Raw genomic sequence first — 21,384 nt, forward strand, 5'->3', positions numbered from 1 at the left:
GCCTTAGGCGTAGCCAAGCCTTTGTTGGTAGTCGGCAAAGCGACGCTCGATATCGCTCAAGACTTCGGCTGGCAGTTCATTCTGCCAATTGCCCGATCCTGGATTGCGCAAATGGCCGCGCCGATACATCTTGCCGACATACCCATCGCGCGGCCCGCCTGCCTTTCGCAGCCTGAAGGGCTCGAAGGCTCGCACCGCGGCCGCCACGCGCGCTTCGGGCACGCGAATCCGCCAGGCATTGAGGACCTTGGTCAGGGCCCTCTGCGGATCCGCGACCATGTCCTCATACCTAATCAACGGACAGTAATTCGCACAGTTGCGATCAATCCAACCGACCAGGTCCCCGCTAAAATAACGATCCGATTTCCCGATTAGCCCGACAAAGCATTCGAAATAAAAGCTAGCGATATCGGGGTAGCGCGCGCGCTCGAAGCCGGTTCTCAGATCGGAGGCAGCAACATCGTAAAACCAAGAGACGACAACGTCGCGCATATCACGGACCAACGAAACCGCACCGCCGAGATTTGGCTGATTCTGGTCGAAGACGAGATCGGCGCAATGCGAAATGCGAACCCGGTCAGAACCGGAAACGTCCAACACATGTTCGAGCATCCCGCACAGCCACACTGAGCCCGATTTGGGCAGGCTGTTGACTAGAAAGACCAATCTCGAAGGTAACGGCAAATGGTGCGGTTCGATCAGCGTATGATGCGGCTCGGTCTGGCCGACTGGGTCGAGCATCGCGGGAACCCTGCTGCCCGCAAAACCAGGCGCAAGCGCTACCAGCAGCCGCAGCTTGGCCGACATCTCGCGCGCGATTTCGTTGAGGTTGTAAACGTGGGCATAGCCCGCCAGAGCCAGCTGATCGATCCGCTTCGAAACCAACGGACCGCCAACTAGGAACACGGAATCGGAAGGCAGAGTCCGACCTAGGTCTTCCAAGGAAACACGCTTGGTGCTGGTGGGAAGTGCGTGCGCCCACGTATCATCCGAACCGTCCAGAATGGCATAGTCGAAAAGCTGCGCCAGAATATCGCCGCCGCGCGCGGCGATTCCCGTCAACGCTTCCAGCGATTGTAGGTCGGCATATACGACGATGGTCGGCTCACGATTACCCGCCGGCGGCCAATTTCGAGTTTCCATGCGCTCCGCTTCTCCTGCGTTGCTGGCCCAGTTCAAGCCACCGCATCCAGCCCACTGCGCTGGATAATCGACAGCAGCCGCAGAGCCGGACCTCCCGGCTTTTTCGCTCCTCGTTCCCAGTCGGAGACAAGGTTCTTCGACACGTTGAGATAGCGCGCGAACACCGGCTGCGAGACATGCTCTGCCTCTCGGATGGCCTTGATTTCGTCCGGTGACAGAACCGGCGCAGGCGCAACGCAGGCGTCATCGAACTCGCGCATGGTGCGCTTGTCGATGCTGCCAGCGTCGTGGAGGCCTTCCATCATTTCGTGGACGGCGGCCATCGCCTCGCTCTTGTAGGTCTTTGCCTTAGCTTTGCTCATCGTCTTTCACCTCGACCAATCGGCCTGCTTCAACTTCCGTTTCGATCTGGTCATCGCCTAGCTCCAGCATGATGCCGGCAGCCTTGCGATAGGCCTTAAGTTCCGCCGCACTCAGGTTCGCCTTGTCGCTCTTGGCGAAGGCAAACACGAATATGGCCCGCTCGCCCGAGCGGAAGATCAGAATCGAGCGATACCCGCCCGATTTCCCTCCGCCCTGGCGCGCGATGCGCTGCTTGATGAGGCCGCTGCCAAGGTCAGCATCGATCAGGCCGGATTTAGCCCGATGCACGGCACCAGCAAGCATGGCATCGCTGATTTTTTCCTTTGCCGCGAACTTGGCGAACCAGCGGTTGGCGTAGATGCGGATGCGCGGGTTGTCAGTCATGCAGCAACGGCCGACTATCATACTTAGTGTTACGGTTCAATGAATATGAGCCGCTCATGTTTTGCTCGATCTGGTCGCCGATGCGCTGCGCTGCCTCGATGACGTGCCCATCGTCAAGATGGGCATAGCGGGTGGTCGTCCGCACGTCTGCATGGCCAAGCAGCTTGCCGATCATCGGCAGCGTTTCCGAATGGGCGGCGGCGTGGCTGGCAAAGCTGTGCCGCAGATCGTGGATACGAACGCCGGGAAGGCCTGCCTCGTCGCGCAGCTTGCTCCACAAGTTGCCGATGTCCGTGATCGGGCGCTGGGTGGCCGGGTTCCAGAACACATACCGCTGCTTCTCCCGGCGCGGCAGCGCGTGGAGGATGGTTGCAGCCGCTTCGGCCAGCCAGACCGTGCGCGGGCCGGTCTTGCTGTCGGTCAATAGCAAGCGCCTTCCCCGCACTTCGCTCCATTGGAGGCATGTAATCTCCGACTTGCGGCAGCCGGTCAGGATCAGCAGGCTGATCGCGGCGCAATGCAGCGGGAAAGCCTTGCGGTGCCGGTCGAGCACTTCGCCAATTCGCTTGAACTCCTGATCGGACAGGAAGCGCTCGCACTTCCGCCCCTTGTTCTTGCGGATGTAGAGGCAGGGGTTCGATCCTTCGGGCCGCACGCCCCATTGCTCGGCCTTGTTGAACATGGCGCGCAGGATTTCACCGCAACGGTTGGCAGCACCGGGTCCACCGGTGTTGGTGATCCGGTTGAACCATTCCTGGACATGGCGCTCCTCGATCTCGTCGAGGAACAGGCCTTCGAACGCGCGGTCTAGATATTTCCGCTTGTAGTAGCGGTGGGTGTAGAGCGTGGACGGTTTCCATTTGGGCGAAACCCGCTCCCAGTAGGTTTTCAAGAAATCCCGGTAGGAGGGAACCTTGCGCAGCCGCTTGCGCTCCTCTGCCGGATTGTCGCCAGTCTGGGCACGGATCAGCACGCGGCGCGCAACATCCATCGCCTGCGCACGGCTCAGCACCTTGGCATTGCCGATCGTCACCGTGCGGGTGCGTCCTTCCATTCGTGCCTGGACGATATATACCTTGCGACCGCTGGCGTAATGCCGCGTCCCGAAGCCGGGCAGTTCGCGCGTCCAGCAGGTCTTGCGCAACTTGCCCAGGCCACCGCACTTGCCAATGACATGGAGCCGGAGGCTGCCCAGCTCTTCGGCGACGATCCCTCGCAGGGTCAGCGCGTTCATGGCGCAACTCCGATCAGGCGTGCGATAGAGCCGGATACGCGCTCCGCTGCATCTGCGACGATCTCGTCGGAGAGGTGCGCGTATCTGGTCGTCGTTTCTGCCAGCGCATGGCCCAGCAGCTTGCCGATGACCATGAGCGAGATGTTGTCCCGGATCGCGACCGAGGCAAAGCTGTGGCGCAGGTCATGTAGGCGCACATCCGGCAATGCTGCGCAATTGCGGATTTTCGACCAATGGATGCCGAGCGTGATCGGCTTGTCGGGATTGCGGAACGAGGGAAACAGCAGGCCGGTTGCTTTCCGGTCTGGGAGCGATTCAATCACATCGATAGCCTGTCGATTGAGATAGACGATCTTCGCGCCGGTCTTGCTGTCAGGAAGCATCAGCCGCGGTTCCTGCACCCATTCCCAGCGCAGTTGCTCGATCTCTCCGCAACGTGCGCCGGTGAAGATCAGCAGGCGGATCGCCGTGACATAGAGCGGCTGCTCCGCCTCGTAGTCGCGCAATGCCGTGGCTAGCCGCGCGTATTCATGTGGCGACAGAAACCGCTCCATCGGTTTGCGCTTGTAGCGCGGCGTGCCCTTGCAGGGGTTGGAACCACGGGGCCGCAAGCCTAGGCGCTCCGCGTATCCCATCATCACCGAGAACACCGGCAAGGTGCGGTTGAACACGCCGGGGCGTTCGGCAAAGCTGTCGCGCCAAAAGAGAATGTCGCCCTTCGCCAGATCGTCGATCCGCCGGTCGCCGAATGCGCCGAGAATTTCCTTGAAGATGGCGCTCTCATTGCGCTTTCGGGTCGATGGCTTCCAGTGCCGCGCATAGTCAGCCCAGAAGCGCTCGGCGTAGTCGCGCAGCAGGGGCGCATCCCTCTTCTGCGCAGCGCGGGCCTTCTTGCGCGTTGGCAGACCGTCCAGCGCTACCTCCACAAGCTTCGCCCGCGCGAGGCGGCGAGCGGTGGCGGGCGAGATATCGCGGGAAGTACCGAGCGACACACGCCGTAGCTTGCCGCGCTGGCGGAACAGCACGAACCATGTCCGCCTGCCGCCGGGATTTACTCGCAGGCCAAAGCCCGGCAGGTCGATATCCCAATACTCGCGAATGCGCTTGCCCGGTTTGCGCCGGGCAATGTTGCCGTTGAGCCGAACCCGGTTGGACGGCTTTGCCTTTTCACCAATCCCACGCCCGTCACCGGATCGGGGCAGCGAATGATTCGGGGCTTCTTTCGCTGGTAGCAGATAGCCATTTGCTTGCATTGATTTGCTCCTCTCTGTAGAGGAACAACTTCGCGTAACCTATTACTTAACAATCTCTTTCTGCCGCATGGCGGCGTACGGTGTGCACCTCTGTCCCCAGCTTAGAGGGTAGGTCCCAGTGTCATAACCAGCACGGGATCGGCGGTTTTGAAGTCCCAAGTCCAAGGGATGAAGTTGATGCCGTTCGATTGCCGATCGTGTTAAAGATCGATCGAGTCCACCGCAGGAAGAATGGTGCGCGGGCATCTCTCCGGGAGTATGGCTATGGCGGACGTAACACCGAGCGCGACACCCAAAGGCAATGGTTTCCAGGCAACCGTGACCTATTCGAGCGGCGTGTCGATCAGTTCGGCAGAAGCCTTTCCGACGAAGGCAGAAGCCATTTCAGCAGCGGCAATGAAGGTACTCGACATGCCCCATCAGCTCGAGATATTCGATGCGTCGGACGCCGAGGACTGATGCTGCAGGGAATGCTCGCGCGATACCTACGGAAGCGACAATACGGGACCCGAGCAAAAGGAAAGGAGGAAGCCCTGACGGACTTCCTCCTTGTTTGTGGCATCAGAATTCATCGCTCAGCTTTCCGGGCACTGTGTCGATGACCCGGTCCAGCATGGCCTTGGGCAGTGCGCCGTAATCGCCCTCATCGACCGCGATGTAACCTGCCTCACCATCGGTCAGGACATATTGGGTGAAGTAGCTGTGAAGGGACCGGGCATGAGCCTTGTCGAGTGCGGCAACGAAAGCTGCCTGATCTGCCTGGAATGAACCCTGCGCGATATTCAGTGAAGCGTACATGATCTTTCCTCCTGATGTTCGATGCGTCGCATCAGGAGCTGCGAGGATGTGGGTGACGGGCCGGGTCAGGGACCGCGCATAGCGCGGCCGCGAAGCGGCGATGGGGGAAACGATTTTTGCCGGGCTTGCCCGGCAAAAATGGTGGGGCCCCGTCGTCCTTGACGCGGCCCCAAAGCCCGCATCACACTTGGACTTTCTGCGAGAGAGACCTCTCCAACGTCAGCGTGAAAAGCACTGGCATCGCGGCAAAAACCGTTTTCCTACATCGCCCCATGCTGGCACTGTCGCGCGTGGAGGGGACCAACGGCCAGCGAAAGGACTAACTCATGGCCAGGTCCAAACCGAGCGCGCGGAATGCGCTCAAGAAGCTGCGCGAGCAGCGCGAAGAACTCGATGCACAGGAGGCCAGGCTCCGCGAGGAAGCGGCAGGCGAACTGGGCAAGGTTCTTCTCGAATGCGGAGCCGAGACTATCGAACCTGCGCAACTGAAGCAGCTCATCCGCGCATCGCTCACCATCGGGATCGACGATGCTCTCAAGCGGCTCTCCCCCGCCTGACACTTCAACCGCGGCGGGGCGCGGGCTCGATGCCCCGCCCCGCCGTCCAAGCAGCGAGCACAAAAAAGGCCCCGATGGCGCGAACCATCGGAGCCTTGTTGTTTGCGGGAGGCACTCAGTCCTCATCGATGTCGGGCGCACCTTCATTGTTCGACGTCCGGCCCTTGGTGAGGAAGTCCACCTTGTCAGCGATGATCTCGCAGCCGTAGCGCTTGGTGCCGTCCTGGTCTTCCCATTGTGTATAGTGGATGCGCCCCTCAACCGTCACGAGCTGGCCCTTGGTGCAGTACTTGGCGACGTTCTGGCCGAGACCGTTGAAGCAGGTCACGCGGTGGAATTCGCTGTCCTTGGCGGTGTAGCCGTTTTCGTCCTTGTAGGTCTTGCCGTCCTTGCGAGCGGGACGGTCGGTGACGACCGAGATCGAGGTGATGCTGGTCCCGCCCTGGGTCGTGCGGGTTTCGGGGTCGCGAGCGATGCGGCCAACGAGGATTACGAGATTGGTCATGGTCTTTCTCCTGATCGAGCATTCCGGGTCCATCCCGGCTGCAAACCCGACTAGGAAGCGGCCACGGCGAAGCGCACCGAAGGGAAACCTCGATCTGGTTCGGGTGGTGCGGGCAGCCGGGCGCAGCCCGGCAACTCGGCCGGACCTGATCGGGGTTGCGCGTCTCGACGGGGATGCTTCAGGAAAGGTTTGCTTACAGGCCGGGTTGGTCCCGAGTGCCTTGCACAGGCCAAGCCATGACTTTTCGTATTATCGGGATGCCACGTACCCCTGACCTCGCCTGCCTCGAAGGCGACATCATATCTCGACTACGGACGCTCCTCCCGAAGCGGACGAAAGACCCCCTGAAAACGCACCGCCAGCAGCAGTCTCCACAGTGCCAAGCGGCATAGGCTCTTCCAGACGATGACCCCGCAACATCCAGTCTTGGGGCGTGATTAGGCGCCCCCAATCCGCAAAGGAAGGAATCGTACCCAAGTCCTCGCGGACGTGCTGTTCGCCTACAAGGCGAACGGGCACAACACGGCTATCGGCGTTGACGATAGTAGGCCCGAACAGCGTTTCGAGCATGAAGATGCCTTCGGCATGGTGCCGAAGGGCCCGGTGCCGCGGATCAGCAAAGATCGCCTTTGACTGGTCAAACCATTGGTGGAGCGGGAGGTAATCGTCCACCCCCCCTCCCCATTTCCGAACCGACGATAGGGCGTGATAATAGCAATGAGCCATCGCACTTCTCCTAGAGATCAGTCGAATGGTCGTCGGTCGCCGTGTAACGCAGCTGGCAGTCCAGAACGAAACTCGGCGTAGCCACGTCGACGACCAGTTCGCCGCAGGCACCATCATTGATTTCCCATCCGGGATGATGGCGTTCGAGAGCAAGGTAAGTCAGTTGCTCGAGGGCGGAATTGAGGCTCTTGTCGTCGCCTTCTCCAGCACAGTCGATCGTCACTTCGGGACACGGAACACTCGCCCCGACGGCGTCAGAGAATACGCATTCTTCGACCGCACCGCTGTCGCCGCACCCATCGAAACGGATTTCTACGCGGGCAATTTCGGCATTGCGCAGCGGGGCAATGATAGCTGCCTTGAGCCGTTGGATTTCACTTTGTGCCTGCGCCGCGCGCTCGGCCTGGCGGACAGCAAAATCCGCCATGATCGCCTGAAAATCAGTCATCAGATTTCTCCTGCAATGTGGGGGGAAGGACCGATCGTCTTGCCCACGATAACAGGCGATCTCTTTCCTCTGACGGCCTGCGCCAGCGCCGATGGCGCTGGCGCGATGCCGGACGCATCAGTCGGTATCCAGAGCCGCGCGCTTGGGAGAAGTTCCAAGCGGACCGCGGCGATCTACGACGGTAATCCGACGGGATTTCGCTTCGATGACGAGGCGCTCCAGGACCCCGTTTCCGGGAAAGGCGACGACATAACGGGGGTCAAGCGAGAGCATACGCTCATTGCGCTTGAAGCCTGCGCGTGCCCCCAGGCGCATGTCGAGGGAGAAGCTGATTTGCGGGATGTTGTGAGAACGGCGGTGCAAAATTAGACCACGGTAGCGGCGGCGAAGTGCTGCTGCGGGCGGCGTAAAAGTCGTCCACTTTTTCCCTTTTCGCGATGCTGGCGAGGAGGGATGAGGGATTTACACCGTGGAACTTTACCTGAAGGTTCGTCTTGCCTGCGCGGGCGGCATGAGCGCCCGGGCGGCAGCGAAGCATTTCAACATATCGCGCGACACGGTCCGCAAGATGCTGTCGTATTCCGAGCCGCCCGGTTACCGTCGCAGCGCCCCGGTGCGGCGACCGAAGCTGGAAGCGTTCATACCGATCATCGACGGCTGGCTGGATGGGGACCGGTCGGTCCCGCGCAAGCAGCGCCATACGGCGAAGCGTGTGTTCGATCGCCTTCGCGAAGAGCATGGCTTCACCGGAGGCTACACGATCATCAAGGATTACATCCGGGATCGGGATCAGCGCAGCCGGGAGATGTTCGTGCCGCTGGCACACGCACCCGGCCATGGGCAGGCAGATTTTGGAGAAGCTCTGGTCGAGATCGGCGGGGTGGAGCAGAAGGCGCACTTCTTCGTGCTCGATCTGCCGCACAGCGACGCCTGCTACGTACGCGCCTATCCGGCTGCCGTTGCCGAGGCCTGGATGGACGGCCATGTCCACGCCTTTGCGTTCTTCGGCGCGGTGCCGCTGTCGATCGTCTACGACAACGACCGCTGCCTGGTCTCGAAGATCCTGCCTGACGGGACGCGGCTGCGCGCGAGGCTGTTCAGCGCCTTCCTGTCGCACTACCTGATCCGTGATCGTTACGGCCGCCCCGGCAAGGGTAACGATAAGGGCGGCGTTGAAGGCCTTGTCGGCTATTGCCGGCGCAACTTCATGGTGCCGATCCCCCGGTTCCCGACATGGGAGGCGTTCAACCTGTGGCTCGAGGAGCAATGCCGCAAACGGCAGAACGACCGGCTGCGGGGCGAGAGTGAGACGATTGGCGAGAGGCTGCGGCGCGATCTGGCGGCGATGCAGGAACTGCCGGCTTCCCCCTTCGAGGCCTGTGACCAGACCAGCGGCCAGGTCTCATCGCAGGCGCTGGTGCGTTACCGGACCAACGATTACTCGGTGCCGGTGCGCTTCGGCCACCAGGAGGTGTGGATCAGGGGCTATGTCGACGAGGTGGTGATCGGTTGCCGGGGCGAGATCATTGCCCGCCATGTGCGCAGCTACGAGCGCGAGGATGTGATCTTCGATCCGATCCATTACCTTCCCCTGATCGAACAGAAGATCAATGCCCTCGATCAGGCCGCACCATTGCAGGGCTGGGACCTGCCCGAGGTATTTACAACGCTGCGCCGGCTGATGGAGACGCGCATGGGCAAGCATGGCCGGCGCGAATATGTGCAGGTACTGCGCCTGCTGGAGAGCTTCGCTCTGGCCGATCTGCATGGCGCGGTGAAGCAGGCCCTTGATATGGGCGCGATCGGCTTCGATGCGGTGAAGCATCTCCTGTTATGCCGGGTGGAGCGCCGCCCGCCCCGACTGGACATGGCGATCTATCCCTACCTGCCCAGGGCCAGAGTGGAGACAACATCGGCGCGCTCGTACATGCGGCTGTTGACCGGCGGAGCAGCGGCATGAGCAGCCAAGCTCCCGAACTGCTGCTCGCCAGCCACCTCAAGACGCTCAAGCTGCCAACCTTCCTGCGCGAGCATGACAAGCTGGCCCGGCAATGCGCAGCAGAGGGCGTAGATCATGTCCGCTACCTTGCTCGGCTTGTCGAACTGGAACTGATCGACCGGGAACGCCGGATGGTCGAGCGCCGGATCAAGGCCGCGCGGTTCCCGGCCGCCAAGAGCCTCGACAGCTTCGACTTTGCCGCCATTCCGAAGCTCAACAAGATGCAGGTGCTCGAACTGGCGCGTTGTGACTGGATTACCCGTCGCGAGAACGTCATCGCCCTTGGCCCGTCGGGGACCGGCAAGACCCATGTCGCGATCGGTCTTGGCCTGGCGGCCTGCCAGAAGGGCCTGACGGTCGGGTTCATCACTGCTTCCGCGCTGGTCAGCGAGATGATGGAGGCACGCGACGAACGCCGCCTACTGCGCTTACACAAGCAGATGACCGGCTATAAGCTTCTCATCATCGATGAGCTGGGGTTCGTGCCCCTCTCCAAAACCGGCGCGGAACTGCTGTTCGAGCTGATCTCACAGCGCTACGAACGCGGCTCGACGCTGATCACCAGCAACCTGCCGTTCGACGAATGGACCGAGACGTTCGGTTCCGAGCGCCTGACAGGCGCGCTCCTCGACCGGCTCACCCACCACGTCAGCATCCTCGAGATGAACGGCGAGAGCTATCGCCTGGCCCAGAGCCAGGCACGCAAAGCACGTCCCAACCCCTGACAGAAACGGCAATCCGGGTGTTGGCGACCCCCGCTCGGGCTACGCCCTCCCGGCGCTCGCCAACACCCGGATCAAGTGGCCTGGTTTTGCTCCGCCCAATGGACGACTTTTACGCCGCCGTTGACACCGGGAAGAGAAACTCGCCAGGCGCTGCTGCTATCATGGATTTTGCGATGTGCGTTGCCTGCTGCGAGAGGGGTACCAAATGCTCTCGTCCCATCTTCATTCGCTCGGCTGGTATCCTCCAGACAGGTGTTTTTCCGCCAAGGTCTTCAAACTCGGATTTGACGGCGAAACGCAGTTCCTTGGTTCGAACCCAAGTCAGGAGCGCAAAGAGAACTGCGTCACGGGTGATCGCGGACCGTCGTTCGCCCTCTTCCTGGTAGGCATGCAGCTTCTCGATGAATGCGGGCAACTCGCTGAGCGGCAGCCGGCTCATATGCTTCACTCTTGGTCGCGGCTTTAGAGCCCCGCGCAAATGCGTCGTCGGATCGTTCGAGGTCAGACCACACGCGATTGCGAACTGGAAGACTTGCCCCACCCCTTGTTTCGCACGCCGACTGATATCGAGCGCGCCTCTTGCTTCGATCTTGCGGATCATTGCCAGGACGTCGGGTGCCGTGATTTCATTCACGAGTTTCTCGCCGATGACTGGAAAGACGTCCCTTTCCATGCGCGACCAGACGCGTTCGGCGTGCGCGGCATTCAACGCGCTCTTTCGATTTTCATGCCAGCGCTTTGCGACCTCGAAGACGGTGGCTCCTTCCTGCGAGATCACTTCTCCCTTGGATTTCATTGGATCCTTGCCCTCGGCTAGCAACGCCTTTGCGGCTGTGCGCTTGTCGCGCGCGGCAGCTATCCCGAGATCTGGGTAAGCGCCGAACGAGAGCAACTTCTCCTTGCCCGCGAAGCGGTACTTCATCCGCCATAACTTTGACCCGTTCGGCTGTACGAACAGGAATAAGCCCTCCCCGTCGGCCATCTTGTAGGCGCGCTCGCGTGGCTTGGAATTTCGGGCCTGAATCTCCGTGAGAGGCATTGGGGGTATCGCTCCTTTCCGATACTCCGCGAAAATACCCCCAAAATACCCCCACACCAAATCTGGCTGCATGTGGAAGACCATGGGCGCATGCGGACGCGAATCACCCGCAACCCTCTGCTTTTCTTTCAATTTTTGGAAAAATGCGGAAGCTAGTGGAAGCTTCCGGATCAAGGAATGGTAGCGGAGGAGGGACTTGAACCCCCGACACGCGGATTATGATTCCGCTGCTCTAACCGGCTGAGCTACTCCGCCCCATGGGCTTTGCGCCGGTGCCTGAAATGGCACGTTGCGCGTCCGGCAGGCGCGCCTCTTAGGGGCAGTGTGCGTGGCGGTCAATATGGGAGTTTGCGGGTTTTTCGCGATCGGCCGATTTTCATCCCCCCGCCCTTCCCCGCAACGGCCAGCGCCCTGCCGCTTCCCACGGCCCGCCACGATAAAAATGAGCCTGCAACGCAGGTATGACGAACGAGCGCGGGGTGAAGTCGGGCTGCAGACTAGCCTGCAAGGCTCGGGCTTCTTGCGGGCTGACCTTGTTCTGGATGGTGATGTGAAAACGCGGGCGATGGTCGTCTTGCGCCGTCAGGCAACCGGCGAAACGGTCGGCAATAATATCGCGCAGGTCCATCAGTGGCTCGCTCTCGACCGCCAGCGCCGTTCCGCGTCCCAATGACACGATACGTGCCAAACGGGCCGGCAATGGCGTATATTCAGCCGCCAGATCGGCCAGAAGTGTGCGCAATTCGCGCTCCAATGACGGCGGTATGGCGTGAAACATGGTCAAATGCGCCGACAGAATGTTTCGGGCTGGCGGAAAATGAGCGCGCCGCAGCGTATCGGCCATGCCGAATATGTCGGGCGGCAGGGCGGCGGTGACGATGATGGGATCGGCCATGCCCTGTCTGATGCCAGCCCGTGCGAAAAGGGGAAACAGATCTTGAACGGAGCAAGCGGCGACTGGAGGGGGGAGTGTTGCCGCCTGCCCCGTTCAAACGGTCTCTTGCGGACCGCATTCGTGTTGATACGAGCAGGTGACGGCAGACTGCTTGGGGGCGTTCTGCATTTCTGCGGGGCAAATTTGCCGTCACCTGCTATGACCCAAGAACGCACGGGGGCTGCCGCCCGTTCCGCATCTGCGAAACGACCTGTCGCCTCTCGCGCACGGCTGGTGCCCGTTCGGGCGATATTGAGGTGGAAACGATGCGCACATTCTGGATCGTCAGCGGGCTGCTGTTCGTATGGGCCCTGATCGGGGACATGGCCTATCTGGCGCAGGTAACCGCCGATCTGGACGAGCTGGCGAAGACCGATCCGATATCGGCCAGCGCGTTCCGCACGATGCCCGAGTGGGTGTGGACGGCCTATGCTGTGGCAGTCTGGGTCGGCACGTTGGGCGCCATCGCGCTTTTGCTGCGGCGCAAATGGGCGGTGCCACTCTATGCCGTTTCGCTGATCGCGGTGATCCTGCAATTCGGCTGGACCTTTCTGGCGACCCAGCTGATCGAGGCGAAGGGCGCCGATGTGCTGATCTTTCCCGCGGTGATCATCGCGGTGGGCGCATTCTCGCTCTGGTGGGCGATGAAGCATGCGAAATCGGGCGTGTTGAAGTAACGCCTATTCGATCTCGCCCCGCTGGCGGCGCAGTTTGCGCCACGCGGCGACATTGTCGTTATGGCCATCCAGCGTATCGCTGAAGGCATGCCCGCCCGACCCGTCGGCGACCATATAGATCGCATCGGTCTTGGCGGGATGCAGCACGGCAAGAATCGATTCCCTGCCGGGATTGGTAATCGGCCCCACCGGCAGTCCCGCCATGGAATAGGTGTTATAGCCGTTCACCGCGTCGATCTCGCTGCGGCGGATACGGCGGCCCAGCGGCTTGCCCTTAGTAATGGGATAGATGATCGTGGGGTCCGCCTGTAACCGCATGCCTTTGCGCAGGCGATTGGTGTAGAGTCCCGCGACCATGCGCCGCTCTTCGGGAACGCCGGTTTCCTTTTCGACGATCGCGGCCAACGACAGCGCCTGTTCGGGCGTTGTGACAGGCAAATCCTTGTCGCGCCTGGGCCATTCGGCGGCGATGAAATCGCTCATCGCCTTTTGCATGCGGGCCACCACATCGGCGCGCGCCTCGCCGCGTTCGAAATCATAACTGTCGGGCAGGACCGAACCCTCGGCAGGCACCGGCACTTGCCCTGTCAGCAAGGGTTCCGCCATCAGCCGTTCGTGCACCATGATAGAGGGTAGCCCCTCTGGCACGGTGACAAAGCGGCGGATCACCTCGCCATGCTGCAAGATGTCGAGGATGGTCGCAGGGCTTGCACCCTTGGGGATAGCGAATTCGCCTGCCTTGACCGGATCGCCGCTGGCCAGAACCTTGGCTCGCAACAGGAAACCGTCAGCGGAAGCGATCAACCCCTCCTCTCCCAGCTTGTCCGCCGTCGACGTAAGCGTAGCGCCCGATGGAACAACGAAGCTGGTCGCCTTTTCCGGCCCGGCTCCGCCATACCAACCGGCCATGAACCAGCCGCCCGCGCCCAGCATCGCAAGAATGGCGATGGCAACAAGGACAGCGCAGCCCCGTTTCATGGATCAGTCGTCCACGGCCTTCATGACCAGCGAGGCATTGGTGCCGCCAAAGCCGAACGAATTGTTCAGCACCGCCTTCACCTCGCGCTTTCTCGCCTTGTGCGGGACAAGATCGACACCCTCGGTCCCTTCATCGGGGTCGTCGAGGTTCAGCGTCGGCGGAACGATGCCGTCGCGCATCGCAAGGATGCAGAAAATCGCTTCCACCGCGCCCGCGCCGCCCAGCAAATGACCGATGGCCGATTTGGTCGAGCTCATCGACGCACCGCCCAGATCGTCGCCCAGCACGCGCTTTACCGCAGCCAGTTCGATCGTGTCGGCCATGGTGGAGGTGCCGTGCGCATTGACGTAATCGATGTCACCCGCTTCCATGCCAGCCTTGCGCAGGGCCATGCGCATCGCGTTTTCGGCGCCCTTCCCTTCGGGATGGGGCGCGGTCACGTGATAGGCATCGCCCGACAGGCCATAGCCGACCACCTCGGCATAGATCTTCGCGCCGCGCGCCTTGGCATGCTCGTATTCTTCCAGAACGACGACGCCTGCGCCTTCGCCCATGACGAAACCGTCGCGGTTCTTGTCATAGGGGCGGCTCGCCTGTTCGGGACGGTCGTTATAGGAACAGTTCAGCGCCTTGGCCTGCGCAAAGCCCGCCACGCCTAGAGGATTGATGGTGCTTTCCGCACCGCCTGCCAGCATGACGTCGGCATCGCCGTCCTTGATCATGCGCGCGGCATCGCCGATCGAATGCGCGCCGGTCGAACAGGCGGTCACGACCGCATGGTTGGGTCCCATCAGCCCGTATTTGATCGATACCTGGCCCGAAATCAGATTGATCAGGCGCCCGTGCACGAAATGCGGAGATACGCGGCCCGGCCCTTTTTCGGCCAGCACCAGCGATTCGCTTTCGATACCCGGCAGCCCGCCGATGCCCGACCCGATCGAGCAGCCTGCGCGCAGCTTCAGATCGTCGTCCATGTCGGTAAGCCCGGCGTCTTCCAACGCCTGCCCTGCAGCATCGATGCCATAGACGATGAAGGGATCGACCTGACGGCGGATCTTGAAATCGACGCGCTTGTCGGGGTCGAAACCATATTCGTGATCGGCAGGCTTTACCTCGCACGCGATAAGGCATTTCTGCCCTTCGGTGTCGAACCGCGTGATCGGACCCGCGCCCGACTTGCCCGCGATAAGATTAGCCCAACTCGTCTCTACATCACCGCCCAGCGGGGTGACGAGACCAAGTCCGGTAACAACGACACGGCGCATCCAGGATTCTCCGTTATTCCATGGCGCGGGCCTGTGCACCCGCTGTATTGTCTGGCCCGTTCTATTATCTTGCCAGCATCAAACGCAACAGGCCCAGCCCAGCGGGCCGAGCCTGTCGGTCAAGGCCCGAACCGCTAGCGCGGCGGGCAGAGCAAAAATTGCTTCAGACCCTGCGGCCTCAGCCCTTGTGCTCTTCGATATATTTCACCGCGTCGCCGACGGTGGTGATCTTTTCGGCCGCATCGTCGGGGATTTCCACGCCGAATTCTTCTTCGAACGCCATGACGAGCTCGACGATGTCGAGGCTGTCCGCGCCCAGGTCGTCGATGAAGCTTGCGTCCATCGTCACCTTGTCGGCTTCAACGCCCAGATGTTCGACGACGATCTTCTTTACGCGTTCCTCGGTGTCGCTCATGAATAAACCTCTTGGTACTGTGCGCCCCTGCCCCGAGCGTACGCGGCAGGAACGGTTTAAATCTCAGGCGTGGCCCTAGTCGGCCAAAACGCCTCTGGCAAGAGCGCCTGTCAAGCACTGAACAATTAGTGCGGGAACGCAGGGCGGGTTCGATGCCACCCTGCGCGGACAATCCTGTCCCGTTTGGCCCCGCCGCCGCGGTCCCCGATTACTCGCTGGCAGGCTTGGGCGGTTCGACGGTGCGGATCGACAGCTCGCGCAATTGCTTGGCGCTCACCACGCTGGGCGCGCCCATCATCAGGTCCTGCGCACGCTGGTTCATCGGGAAGGCAATGACTTCGCGAATGTTCGGTTCGTCCGCCAGCAGCATGACGATGCGGTCGATGCCCGGCGCAGAACCGCCATGCGGCGGCGCGCCATATTTGAACGCATTGATCATGCCCGAGAAATTGGCGTCCACGTCTTCACGCGAATAGCCCGCGATCTCGAACGCCTTGTACATGATGTCGGGACGGTGGTTCCGGATCGCGCCCGAAGACAGCTCGTAACCGTTGCAGACGATGTCGTACTGCCAGGCCAGAATGTCGAGCGGGTCCTTGGTCTCCAGCGCCTCCATTTCGCCCTGCGGCATGGAGAACGGGTTGTGGCTGAAATCGACCTTCTTCGCGTCCTCGTCATATTCGAACATCGGGAAATCGACGATCCAGCAGAACTTGAAGCAGCCCTGTTCGATCAGACCCAGTTCCTCTGCCGTGCGCGTGCGCGCGACACCCGCCAGCTTGGCCGCGTCCTTTTCCTTACCCGCAGCGAAGAACAGACCGTCGTCCGGGCCAAGGCCCAGCTCGTTATACAGTTCTTCCATGCGCTCAGGCCCATGGTTCTTGGCGATCGGGCCACCGAACTCGCCGCCCTTGCGGGTGACATAGCCAAGGCCTGCGAACCCTTCCTGACGGGCCCAGTTGTTCATGTCGTCAAAGAACTTGCGGCTCTTGTCCGCGGTGTTCGGCGCGGGGATAACGCGCACCTTGCCGCCCGAACCGACGATCTTTTCGAACAGGCCGAAACCCGACTGGGTGAAATGATGCGTCACATCCGAAATGATCAGCGGGTTGCGCAGATCGGGCTTGTCGCTGCCGTATTTCAGCAGCGCCTCGGCATAGGGGATGCGCGGGAAGCTGCCCGCGGGCGTCACCGTCTTGCCGCCCGAAAATTCCTCGAACACGCCTGCCAGCACCGGTTCCAGCGTCTGGAACACGTCTTCCTGCGTGACATAGCTCATCTCGAAATCGAGCTGATAGAATTCGGGGCTGCGATCGGCGCGCAAATCCTCGTCGCGAAAGCAGGGCGCGATCTGGAAATAGCGGTCGAAACCCGCCACCATCAACAGCTGCTTGAACATCTGCGGCGCTTGCGGAAGCGCATAGAAACGGCCCGGATGCATGCGCGCCGGCACCAGATAGTCGCGCGCGCCTTCGGGGCTGGATGCGCCGAGGATCGGGGTCTGGAACTCGGTAAAACCGGCGTCGATCATGCGGCGGCGGATGCTGGAAATGACTTGCGAACGCAGGACGATGTTCGAATGCACCTTGTCGCGGCGCAGGTCGAGGAAACGGTTCTTCAACCGTATTTCCTCGGGGTATTCCTGCTCGCCCGCGACCGGCATCGGCAATTCCTCGGCCTTGCTCTGCACGGTGATGCCGCGGGCATAGACCTCGATCTCGCCGGTCGACAGATTGGGATTCACCGTTCCTGCCGAGCGGGCCTTGACCTCGCCGTCGATGGTCACGACCGATTCCACGCGCAATCCGTCAAGCACGGCCAGCGCGGGACTGTCTTCGTCCGCGACAATCTGGGTGATGCCGTAATGGTCGCGCAGATCCACGAACAGCACGCCTCCATGGTCGCGCTTGCGATGAATCCAGCCCGACAGGCGGATCGTCTCGCCGACATTGGCGGCCGTCAAAGCGCCGCAGGTGTGGGTCCGATAGGCATGCATGGAGATTGTTCGCTTCTCGTCTGTGATCTGATGAACGGGCCCCTTGCATGGGCCCGCAATGCTGTGATGCGCCGCGCACTAGGAGAAACCGGCCCGCTTTTCCAGTGGGCATTGCCGTGCATCTGCCGATGCCATTCGCAATACAGTGGATTTCACGTGCGTTCGCATCTTTCCACCCATGGTTACCCGATCTTAACCGCAGCCATGCCAAAACCAGTGCTCGGGCTGCCTGCCGCATGTCGGGCGGAACCGGCGCAAGGGGCGGTTCGAAGGCTTGGCGCGGATATTCAAGCGTTTCCTTCCGCCTCTTGATCGCGCGCCCCCTGCGGCACTGCGGATCAAAACTGTCGGAACCTTTGGCGCGTTAAGCATGCCGGCCAAGCCATTCTTAACCAAAGGCAGTTTATGACAGGTCCGATGCACAGTCATAAGTGCGCCAGGAGATTATGTTCATGTCCGTAACCGACATCTTCGCCAGCGAGATATTCGAGTCAGAAGACGAGCTCGATCAGTTTCTGGGCAATGTCGAATCGCTGATGCGTCAGGGACAGCCCGACGTGGCCGCCACGCTGATCACGGCGCAGCTGATGGAACTGAACGACGGACGCCACGATATTGGCAAGCTGGCACAGGCAACACCGGTCGGCTCGGTACGACTGATCGGTTGGGAAACGCTGGACCAGACCTTTAAGAAAATCGACCGTCCCGATCAGCCGGTAACCGCCATGTCGATCGATATCAGCGCGCCGCTGGTTTTGCCTGCCCCGAATGAGGAAACGGGCAATTTCCGCGAGCCTGATCTGGAAACGCTATATTTCACCGACAGCGCCTTTGCCTTCAACCGCGCTGGGCGTGAGGAAATCAATCACGGCTATGGCCGCAAGGCGGGCGTGTGGCGCAGCGCTTTCGAGGAAGCGGGCACCGAAGTGCAGGTCCGCGGCCTTGGCGGCATTTATGGCGAAGTGCTGGCGTATGAACGCAGAAGAGAGCAAGGCGAACTGACCGAACCCGCCGATTGCGACGCGCTTGTGCTGGGCCATGCGTTTGTCGCCGTGCGCCTGCATCAGGCGATCCGCGCCGTGATCGAGGGCCGAGGACTGCCCCGTGCAATTACGGTTCTGGTCGGCAGCAACGAAAGCTATCCCTTTTTCGACGCCCCCGCCTTTACCCGCGACGAATATTACGACCTGATCGAGGATGGCGAGGACGGTGAGGTCGAGGAATCGAAATTCGCCAGGCTGTCGCTTGCACCCCGACCTGCCGATTACGACCCGGGCAGCATATTCCAGGACGATAGCCAGGTCAGCGGCACCAGCCTGCGCCGCCGCATACGCGATGCCACTCCGGTAGAAGAACCGGCGAATGACACCGCCCCTGCGGGCGGCAACAGCATCGTGACCAGCCTGTTCGGCAGATTGCGCCGTCGCCATACCGAGCACCACGCCTGATCCGCCCTTCCGAGTTCGCTTCGTCCGGCCGCCGGAAATATGGCCAGAAAAAGGGGGATGCCGCCCGCTGCCATGATTGCCAGCGGCCTTCAGGCGGCGTAACCCGCCCGAAGCCATGAAAATTCACGATCTGATCACCACGACCGAGGCGCTGGCCGACATCTGCGAGCGGATGGCCACAGCCGATTTTGTCGCCGTCGATACCGAATTTATGCGGGAATCGACCTATTGGCCGCTTCTCTGCCTTGTCCAGATATCCGACGGGAAAGAGGCTGCGGCCATCGATCCGCTGGCCGACGGCATCGACCTCAAACCCCTGCTCGACCTGCTGACCGAGAATGAGGAGGTTCTGAAGGTCTTTCACGCGGGCGGGCAGGATGTGGAAATCATCTACAACCTGACCGGCAAGACCCCGCACCCGATCTTCGACACGCAGATCGCGATGATGGCGATCAGCCAGTCCGAACAGATCGGCTATTCCAACCTTGTCGACAGCTGGCTGAACATCCAGATCGACAAGGGCGCGCGTTTTACCGACTGGTCGCGCCGCCCGCTGACCGAACGGCAGATCGAATATGCCATCGGCGACGTCACCTATCTGTCGCGCATCTTCCCCAAGATGCTGAAAAAGCTGATCAAGACGGGCCGCGGCGAATGGCTGAACCGCGAGATGGACCGCCTCGCCGACCCTGACAATTACGCCACCGATCCCGAGACGCTGTGGCACCGCATCCGCTCGCCCGGACGCAATCCGCAGGTTCTGGGCCGGCTCAAGGCGCTGGCCGCATGGCGCGAGACCGAGGCGCAGGACAAGAACATCCCGCGCGGCCGCATCATCCGTGACGAGACGCTGGCCGACCTTGCCAGCCATCCGCCCAAGAAACAGGGCGACCTTGCCAAGGTGCGCGGCCTGTCGGGCGGGTGGAAGGACAATGACATCGGCAAGCGCCTGATGAAGGTGCTGGAAGAGGCCGAGCCGCTGCCCAAGGACGAAATGCCCGAACGCAAAAAGGGCGTGCCGCTGGGCAAGGAAGGCGCTCTGGTGGCCGACCTGCTGAAATTGCTGCTTAAAATCCGCAGCCGCGAGATCGACGTCGCCTCCCGCCTGATTGCGCGGGCCGACGATCTTGAGGCTTTGGCCGCGGGCGTTCGCAGGAATCTGGAACTGCTGGAAGGCTGGCGCTTTCAGGAGTTCGGCAAGGACGCGCTCAATCTGGTCGAGGGCAAGCTGGCCTTTGCGGTCGAAAACGGGCGATTGGTGATGACCCATATCGACGAGATGGAGCCCGACGCAGCCCCCGCCGATCCGGAAACGACAACGGGCGAATAAAGGCACGCGCTTGAAGAACACCTATCTGCCGACCCTAAAGCAGCTGCAATATCTGCTGGCGCTGCATGAAAAGCGCCATTTCGGGCGCGCGGCGGAAAACTGTTACGTTTCGCAATCCACCCTGTCGGCCGGTATCCGCGAGCTGGAATCGCTGCTGGGCGTAACCCTGGTCGAACGCACGCGCCGCGTGGTGCGCTTTACCCCGCTGGGCGAGCGGGTGGTGGAAAAGGCCCATGTCCTGCTGCGCGAGGCGGAGGAACTGGCTGAGCTGGTTCAGTCCGCGGGCAAGCCTTTGTCGGGCGAATTGCGCATGAGCGTGATCCCCACCATCGCGCCCTTCCTGCTCCCCAAGATACTGCCGCGCCTGCGCAAGGAGCGCCCCAACCTGAAGCTGTTCCTGCGCGAGGAGCCGAGCGCGGACGCCATCGAATCGCTGCACCACGGGCGCGCCGATTGCGTGCTGCTGGCCCTGCCCTTCGCGACGGGAGAGGTGGATAGCGAGGTGCTGTTCGACGACCGCCTGTTCGTCGCCTTTCCCAAGGACGACCCGCGCGATCCGCCCGAAGTGGTCCCTCCGTCGATGATCGACGAGGCGCGGCTGCTCTTGCTGGAAGACGGGCATTGCCTGAAAGAGCATGCTCTGGCGGCCTGCAACCGCCCCGAATTGCGGGCGTCCGCCACCATGATCGGCACATCGCTGCATACTCTGGTGCAGATGGTGGACAACGGGCTTGGCCTGACCATGCTGCCCGAAATGGCGCTGGAAGCGGGCATTCTGGACGGCACAAACGTCGTGGCGCGCCCCCTCAAATCGAAGAACGCCTCGCGCCAGATCGCCCTTGTCTGGCGGCGCGGTTCGCCGCGTGCGGACGAGTTCCGCCTGCTCGCCAGGGAATTGCGCGAAGGCTAAACGCCGCGCCCGCGCCATGGGTGACAAAAGTGACACATGTCACCCATCGTGTCCGCCCCTGCAACCCGCACAAATGCGCGGCTTAAGAGCCATAGGGTGCAGGTTACACCTGCCGGTAAATCTTACGTGTGAAAGAGCCGGTCGCCGCATTTGGCGTGGCGGCGGTGTAGGCTGGCAGGGCGGTGTAGGACAGTGAAATTGTCGGGTTCGGGCGGGGTTTGAAAGCGGACATGCAGCTTTGCGGGATTTTTGTCTG

23 protein-coding genes, 1 tRNA gene and 1 pseudogene are annotated in these 21,384 nt (G+C 61.5%); 8 read left to right on the plus strand and 17 right to left on the minus strand.

Annotation, left to right across the window (positions count from 1 at the left end; genetic code table 11):
• Nucleotides 1–3 precede the first annotated feature (3 nt).
• From LOZ77_RS07275 to LOZ77_RS07295, 5 genes are read right to left on the minus strand one after another with little or no spacing between them, the layout of a single operon-like run.
• Nucleotides 4–1,143, minus strand: a complete 1,140-nt coding sequence (locus LOZ77_RS07275; RefSeq protein ID WP_230281482.1) for a sulfotransferase domain-containing protein — start codon at nucleotides 1,141–1,143, stop codon at nucleotides 4–6.
• A gap of 32 nt (nucleotides 1,144–1,175) precedes the next feature.
• Nucleotides 1,176–1,505, minus strand: a complete 330-nt coding sequence (locus LOZ77_RS07280; RefSeq protein ID WP_043151718.1) for a DNA-binding transcriptional regulator — start codon at nucleotides 1,503–1,505, stop codon at nucleotides 1,176–1,178.
• On the minus strand, nucleotides 1,492–1,890 hold the full coding sequence (locus LOZ77_RS07285; protein WP_230281483.1) for a type II toxin-antitoxin system RelE/ParE family toxin: 399 nt from the start codon (nucleotides 1,888–1,890) through the stop codon (nucleotides 1,492–1,494). The genes LOZ77_RS07280 and LOZ77_RS07285 overlap by 14 nt, the downstream gene beginning before the upstream one ends.
• A complete protein-coding gene (locus LOZ77_RS07290; RefSeq protein WP_230281484.1) occupies nucleotides 1,883–3,124 on the minus strand; it encodes a tyrosine-type recombinase/integrase in 1,242 nt (413 codons plus the stop codon). The genes LOZ77_RS07285 and LOZ77_RS07290 overlap by 8 nt, the downstream gene beginning before the upstream one ends.
• Complete coding sequence (locus LOZ77_RS07295) at nucleotides 3,121–4,377, minus strand: site-specific integrase (protein WP_230281485.1); 1,257 nt, start codon at nucleotides 4,375–4,377, stop codon at nucleotides 3,121–3,123. The genes LOZ77_RS07290 and LOZ77_RS07295 overlap by 4 nt, the downstream gene beginning before the upstream one ends.
• A gap of 264 nt (nucleotides 4,378–4,641) precedes the next feature.
• Here LOZ77_RS07295 and LOZ77_RS07300 point away from each other — a divergent pair, with 264 nt between their 5' ends.
• Nucleotides 4,642–4,836 carry a hypothetical protein gene (locus LOZ77_RS07300; protein WP_230281486.1) on the plus strand — a complete coding sequence of 65 codons (195 nt, stop codon included), beginning with the start codon at nucleotides 4,642–4,644 and terminating at the stop codon, nucleotides 4,834–4,836.
• 102 nt (nucleotides 4,837–4,938) lie between these two features.
• Here LOZ77_RS07300 and LOZ77_RS07305 read toward each other — a convergent pair whose 3' ends face one another.
• Nucleotides 4,939–5,175 carry a hypothetical protein gene (locus LOZ77_RS07305; protein ID WP_013832744.1) on the minus strand — a complete coding sequence of 79 codons (237 nt, stop codon included), beginning with the start codon at nucleotides 5,173–5,175 and terminating at the stop codon, nucleotides 4,939–4,941.
• Between the two features lie 326 nt (nucleotides 5,176–5,501).
• Here LOZ77_RS07305 and LOZ77_RS07310 point away from each other — a divergent pair, with 326 nt between their 5' ends.
• Nucleotides 5,502–5,732: a DUF6437 family protein gene (locus LOZ77_RS07310; protein ID WP_038577042.1), complete on the plus strand. Its 231-nt coding sequence runs from the start codon at nucleotides 5,502–5,504 to the stop codon at nucleotides 5,730–5,732.
• Between the two features lie 115 nt (nucleotides 5,733–5,847).
• On the opposite strand, the gene LOZ77_RS07315 is transcribed toward LOZ77_RS07310, so the two are convergent.
• The 4 genes and pseudogenes from LOZ77_RS07315 to LOZ77_RS07330 all read right to left on the minus strand — a co-directional run.
• Nucleotides 5,848–6,237 (minus strand): single-stranded DNA-binding protein, encoded by a 390-nt coding sequence (locus LOZ77_RS07315; RefSeq protein ID WP_230281487.1) that lies wholly within the window; start codon nucleotides 6,235–6,237, stop codon nucleotides 5,848–5,850.
• Between the two features lie 297 nt (nucleotides 6,238–6,534).
• Nucleotides 6,535–6,963 (minus strand): hypothetical protein, encoded by a 429-nt coding sequence (locus LOZ77_RS07320; protein WP_127692019.1) that lies wholly within the window; start codon nucleotides 6,961–6,963, stop codon nucleotides 6,535–6,537.
• A 10-nt stretch (nucleotides 6,964–6,973) separates the two neighbouring features.
• Complete coding sequence (locus LOZ77_RS07325) at nucleotides 6,974–7,411, minus strand: DUF6878 family protein (RefSeq protein WP_127692018.1); 438 nt, start codon at nucleotides 7,409–7,411, stop codon at nucleotides 6,974–6,976.
• 117 nt (nucleotides 7,412–7,528) lie between these two features.
• Nucleotides 7,529–7,753: pseudogene (locus tag LOZ77_RS07330) on the minus strand (chromosome segregation ATPase); the annotation flags it as partial.
• 127 nt (nucleotides 7,754–7,880) lie between these two features.
• On the opposite strand from LOZ77_RS07330, the gene istA reads away from it, so the two are divergent.
• On the plus strand, nucleotides 7,881–9,371 hold the full coding sequence (gene istA / locus LOZ77_RS07335) for an IS21 family transposase (RefSeq protein WP_081261070.1): 1,491 nt from the start codon (nucleotides 7,881–7,883) through the stop codon (nucleotides 9,369–9,371).
• Nucleotides 9,368–10,135, plus strand: a complete 768-nt coding sequence (gene istB, locus LOZ77_RS07340; protein WP_048578302.1) for an IS21-like element helper ATPase IstB — start codon at nucleotides 9,368–9,370, stop codon at nucleotides 10,133–10,135. The genes istA and istB overlap by 4 nt, the downstream gene beginning before the upstream one ends.
• A 109-nt stretch (nucleotides 10,136–10,244) precedes the next feature.
• Here istB and LOZ77_RS07345 read toward each other — a convergent pair whose 3' ends face one another.
• From LOZ77_RS07345 to LOZ77_RS07355, 3 genes are all read right to left on the minus strand, one after another.
• On the minus strand, nucleotides 10,245–11,174 hold the full coding sequence (locus LOZ77_RS07345; protein ID WP_230281488.1) for an integrase arm-type DNA-binding domain-containing protein: 930 nt from the start codon (nucleotides 11,172–11,174) through the stop codon (nucleotides 10,245–10,247).
• Nucleotides 11,175–11,352: 178 nt separating this feature from the next.
• Nucleotides 11,353–11,429 (minus strand) — tRNA-Met (locus tag LOZ77_RS07350).
• A gap of 121 nt (nucleotides 11,430–11,550) precedes the next feature.
• Entirely contained in the window at nucleotides 11,551–12,069 is a 519-nt protein-coding gene (locus LOZ77_RS07355) for a 2'-5' RNA ligase family protein (protein WP_230281489.1), read from the minus strand.
• A gap of 305 nt (nucleotides 12,070–12,374) precedes the next feature.
• Here LOZ77_RS07355 and LOZ77_RS07360 point away from each other — a divergent pair, with 305 nt between their 5' ends.
• Entirely contained in the window at nucleotides 12,375–12,785 is a 411-nt protein-coding gene (locus LOZ77_RS07360) for a sugar transporter (protein ID WP_370638054.1), read from the plus strand.
• A gap of 3 nt (nucleotides 12,786–12,788) precedes the next feature.
• Here LOZ77_RS07360 and mltG read toward each other — a convergent pair whose 3' ends face one another.
• From mltG to aspS, 4 genes are all read right to left on the minus strand, one after another.
• The gene (gene mltG / locus LOZ77_RS07365; protein ID WP_230281491.1) at nucleotides 12,789–13,763 is read right to left on the minus strand and encodes an endolytic transglycosylase MltG; all 975 of its coding nucleotides are present in this window, start codon (nucleotides 13,761–13,763) and stop codon (nucleotides 12,789–12,791) included.
• Nucleotides 13,764–13,766: 3 nt separating this feature from the next.
• Nucleotides 13,767–15,029 carry a beta-ketoacyl-ACP synthase II gene (gene fabF, locus LOZ77_RS07370; protein ID WP_230281492.1) on the minus strand — a complete coding sequence of 421 codons (1,263 nt, stop codon included), beginning with the start codon at nucleotides 15,027–15,029 and terminating at the stop codon, nucleotides 13,767–13,769.
• A 178-nt stretch (nucleotides 15,030–15,207) separates the two neighbouring features.
• On the minus strand, nucleotides 15,208–15,444 hold the full coding sequence (locus tag LOZ77_RS07375) for an acyl carrier protein (RefSeq protein WP_047821044.1): 237 nt from the start codon (nucleotides 15,442–15,444) through the stop codon (nucleotides 15,208–15,210).
• A gap of 208 nt (nucleotides 15,445–15,652) precedes the next feature.
• Nucleotides 15,653–17,440 (minus strand): aspartate--tRNA ligase, encoded by a 1,788-nt coding sequence (gene aspS, locus LOZ77_RS07380; RefSeq protein ID WP_230281493.1) that lies wholly within the window; start codon nucleotides 17,438–17,440, stop codon nucleotides 15,653–15,655.
• Between the two features lie 452 nt (nucleotides 17,441–17,892).
• Here aspS and LOZ77_RS07385 point away from each other — a divergent pair, with 452 nt between their 5' ends.
• The 3 genes from LOZ77_RS07385 (at nucleotide 17,893) to LOZ77_RS07395 (ending at nucleotide 21,128) form a co-directional block, all read left to right on the plus strand.
• Complete coding sequence (locus LOZ77_RS07385; RefSeq protein WP_230281494.1) at nucleotides 17,893–18,888, plus strand: hypothetical protein; 996 nt, start codon at nucleotides 17,893–17,895, stop codon at nucleotides 18,886–18,888.
• Nucleotides 18,889–19,003: 115 nt separating this feature from the next.
• Entirely contained in the window at nucleotides 19,004–20,218 is a 1,215-nt protein-coding gene (rnd, locus tag LOZ77_RS07390) for a ribonuclease D (protein WP_230281495.1), read from the plus strand.
• A 10-nt stretch (nucleotides 20,219–20,228) separates the two neighbouring features.
• The gene (locus LOZ77_RS07395) at nucleotides 20,229–21,128 is read left to right on the plus strand and encodes a hydrogen peroxide-inducible genes activator (protein ID WP_230281496.1); all 900 of its coding nucleotides are present in this window, start codon (nucleotides 20,229–20,231) and stop codon (nucleotides 21,126–21,128) included.
• The last annotated feature ends 256 nt before the right edge of the window (nucleotides 21,129–21,384 follow it).

It is taken from the genome of Croceicoccus sp. Ery15, assembly GCF_020985305.1.
GTDB lineage: Bacteria > Pseudomonadota > Alphaproteobacteria > Sphingomonadales > Sphingomonadaceae > Croceicoccus.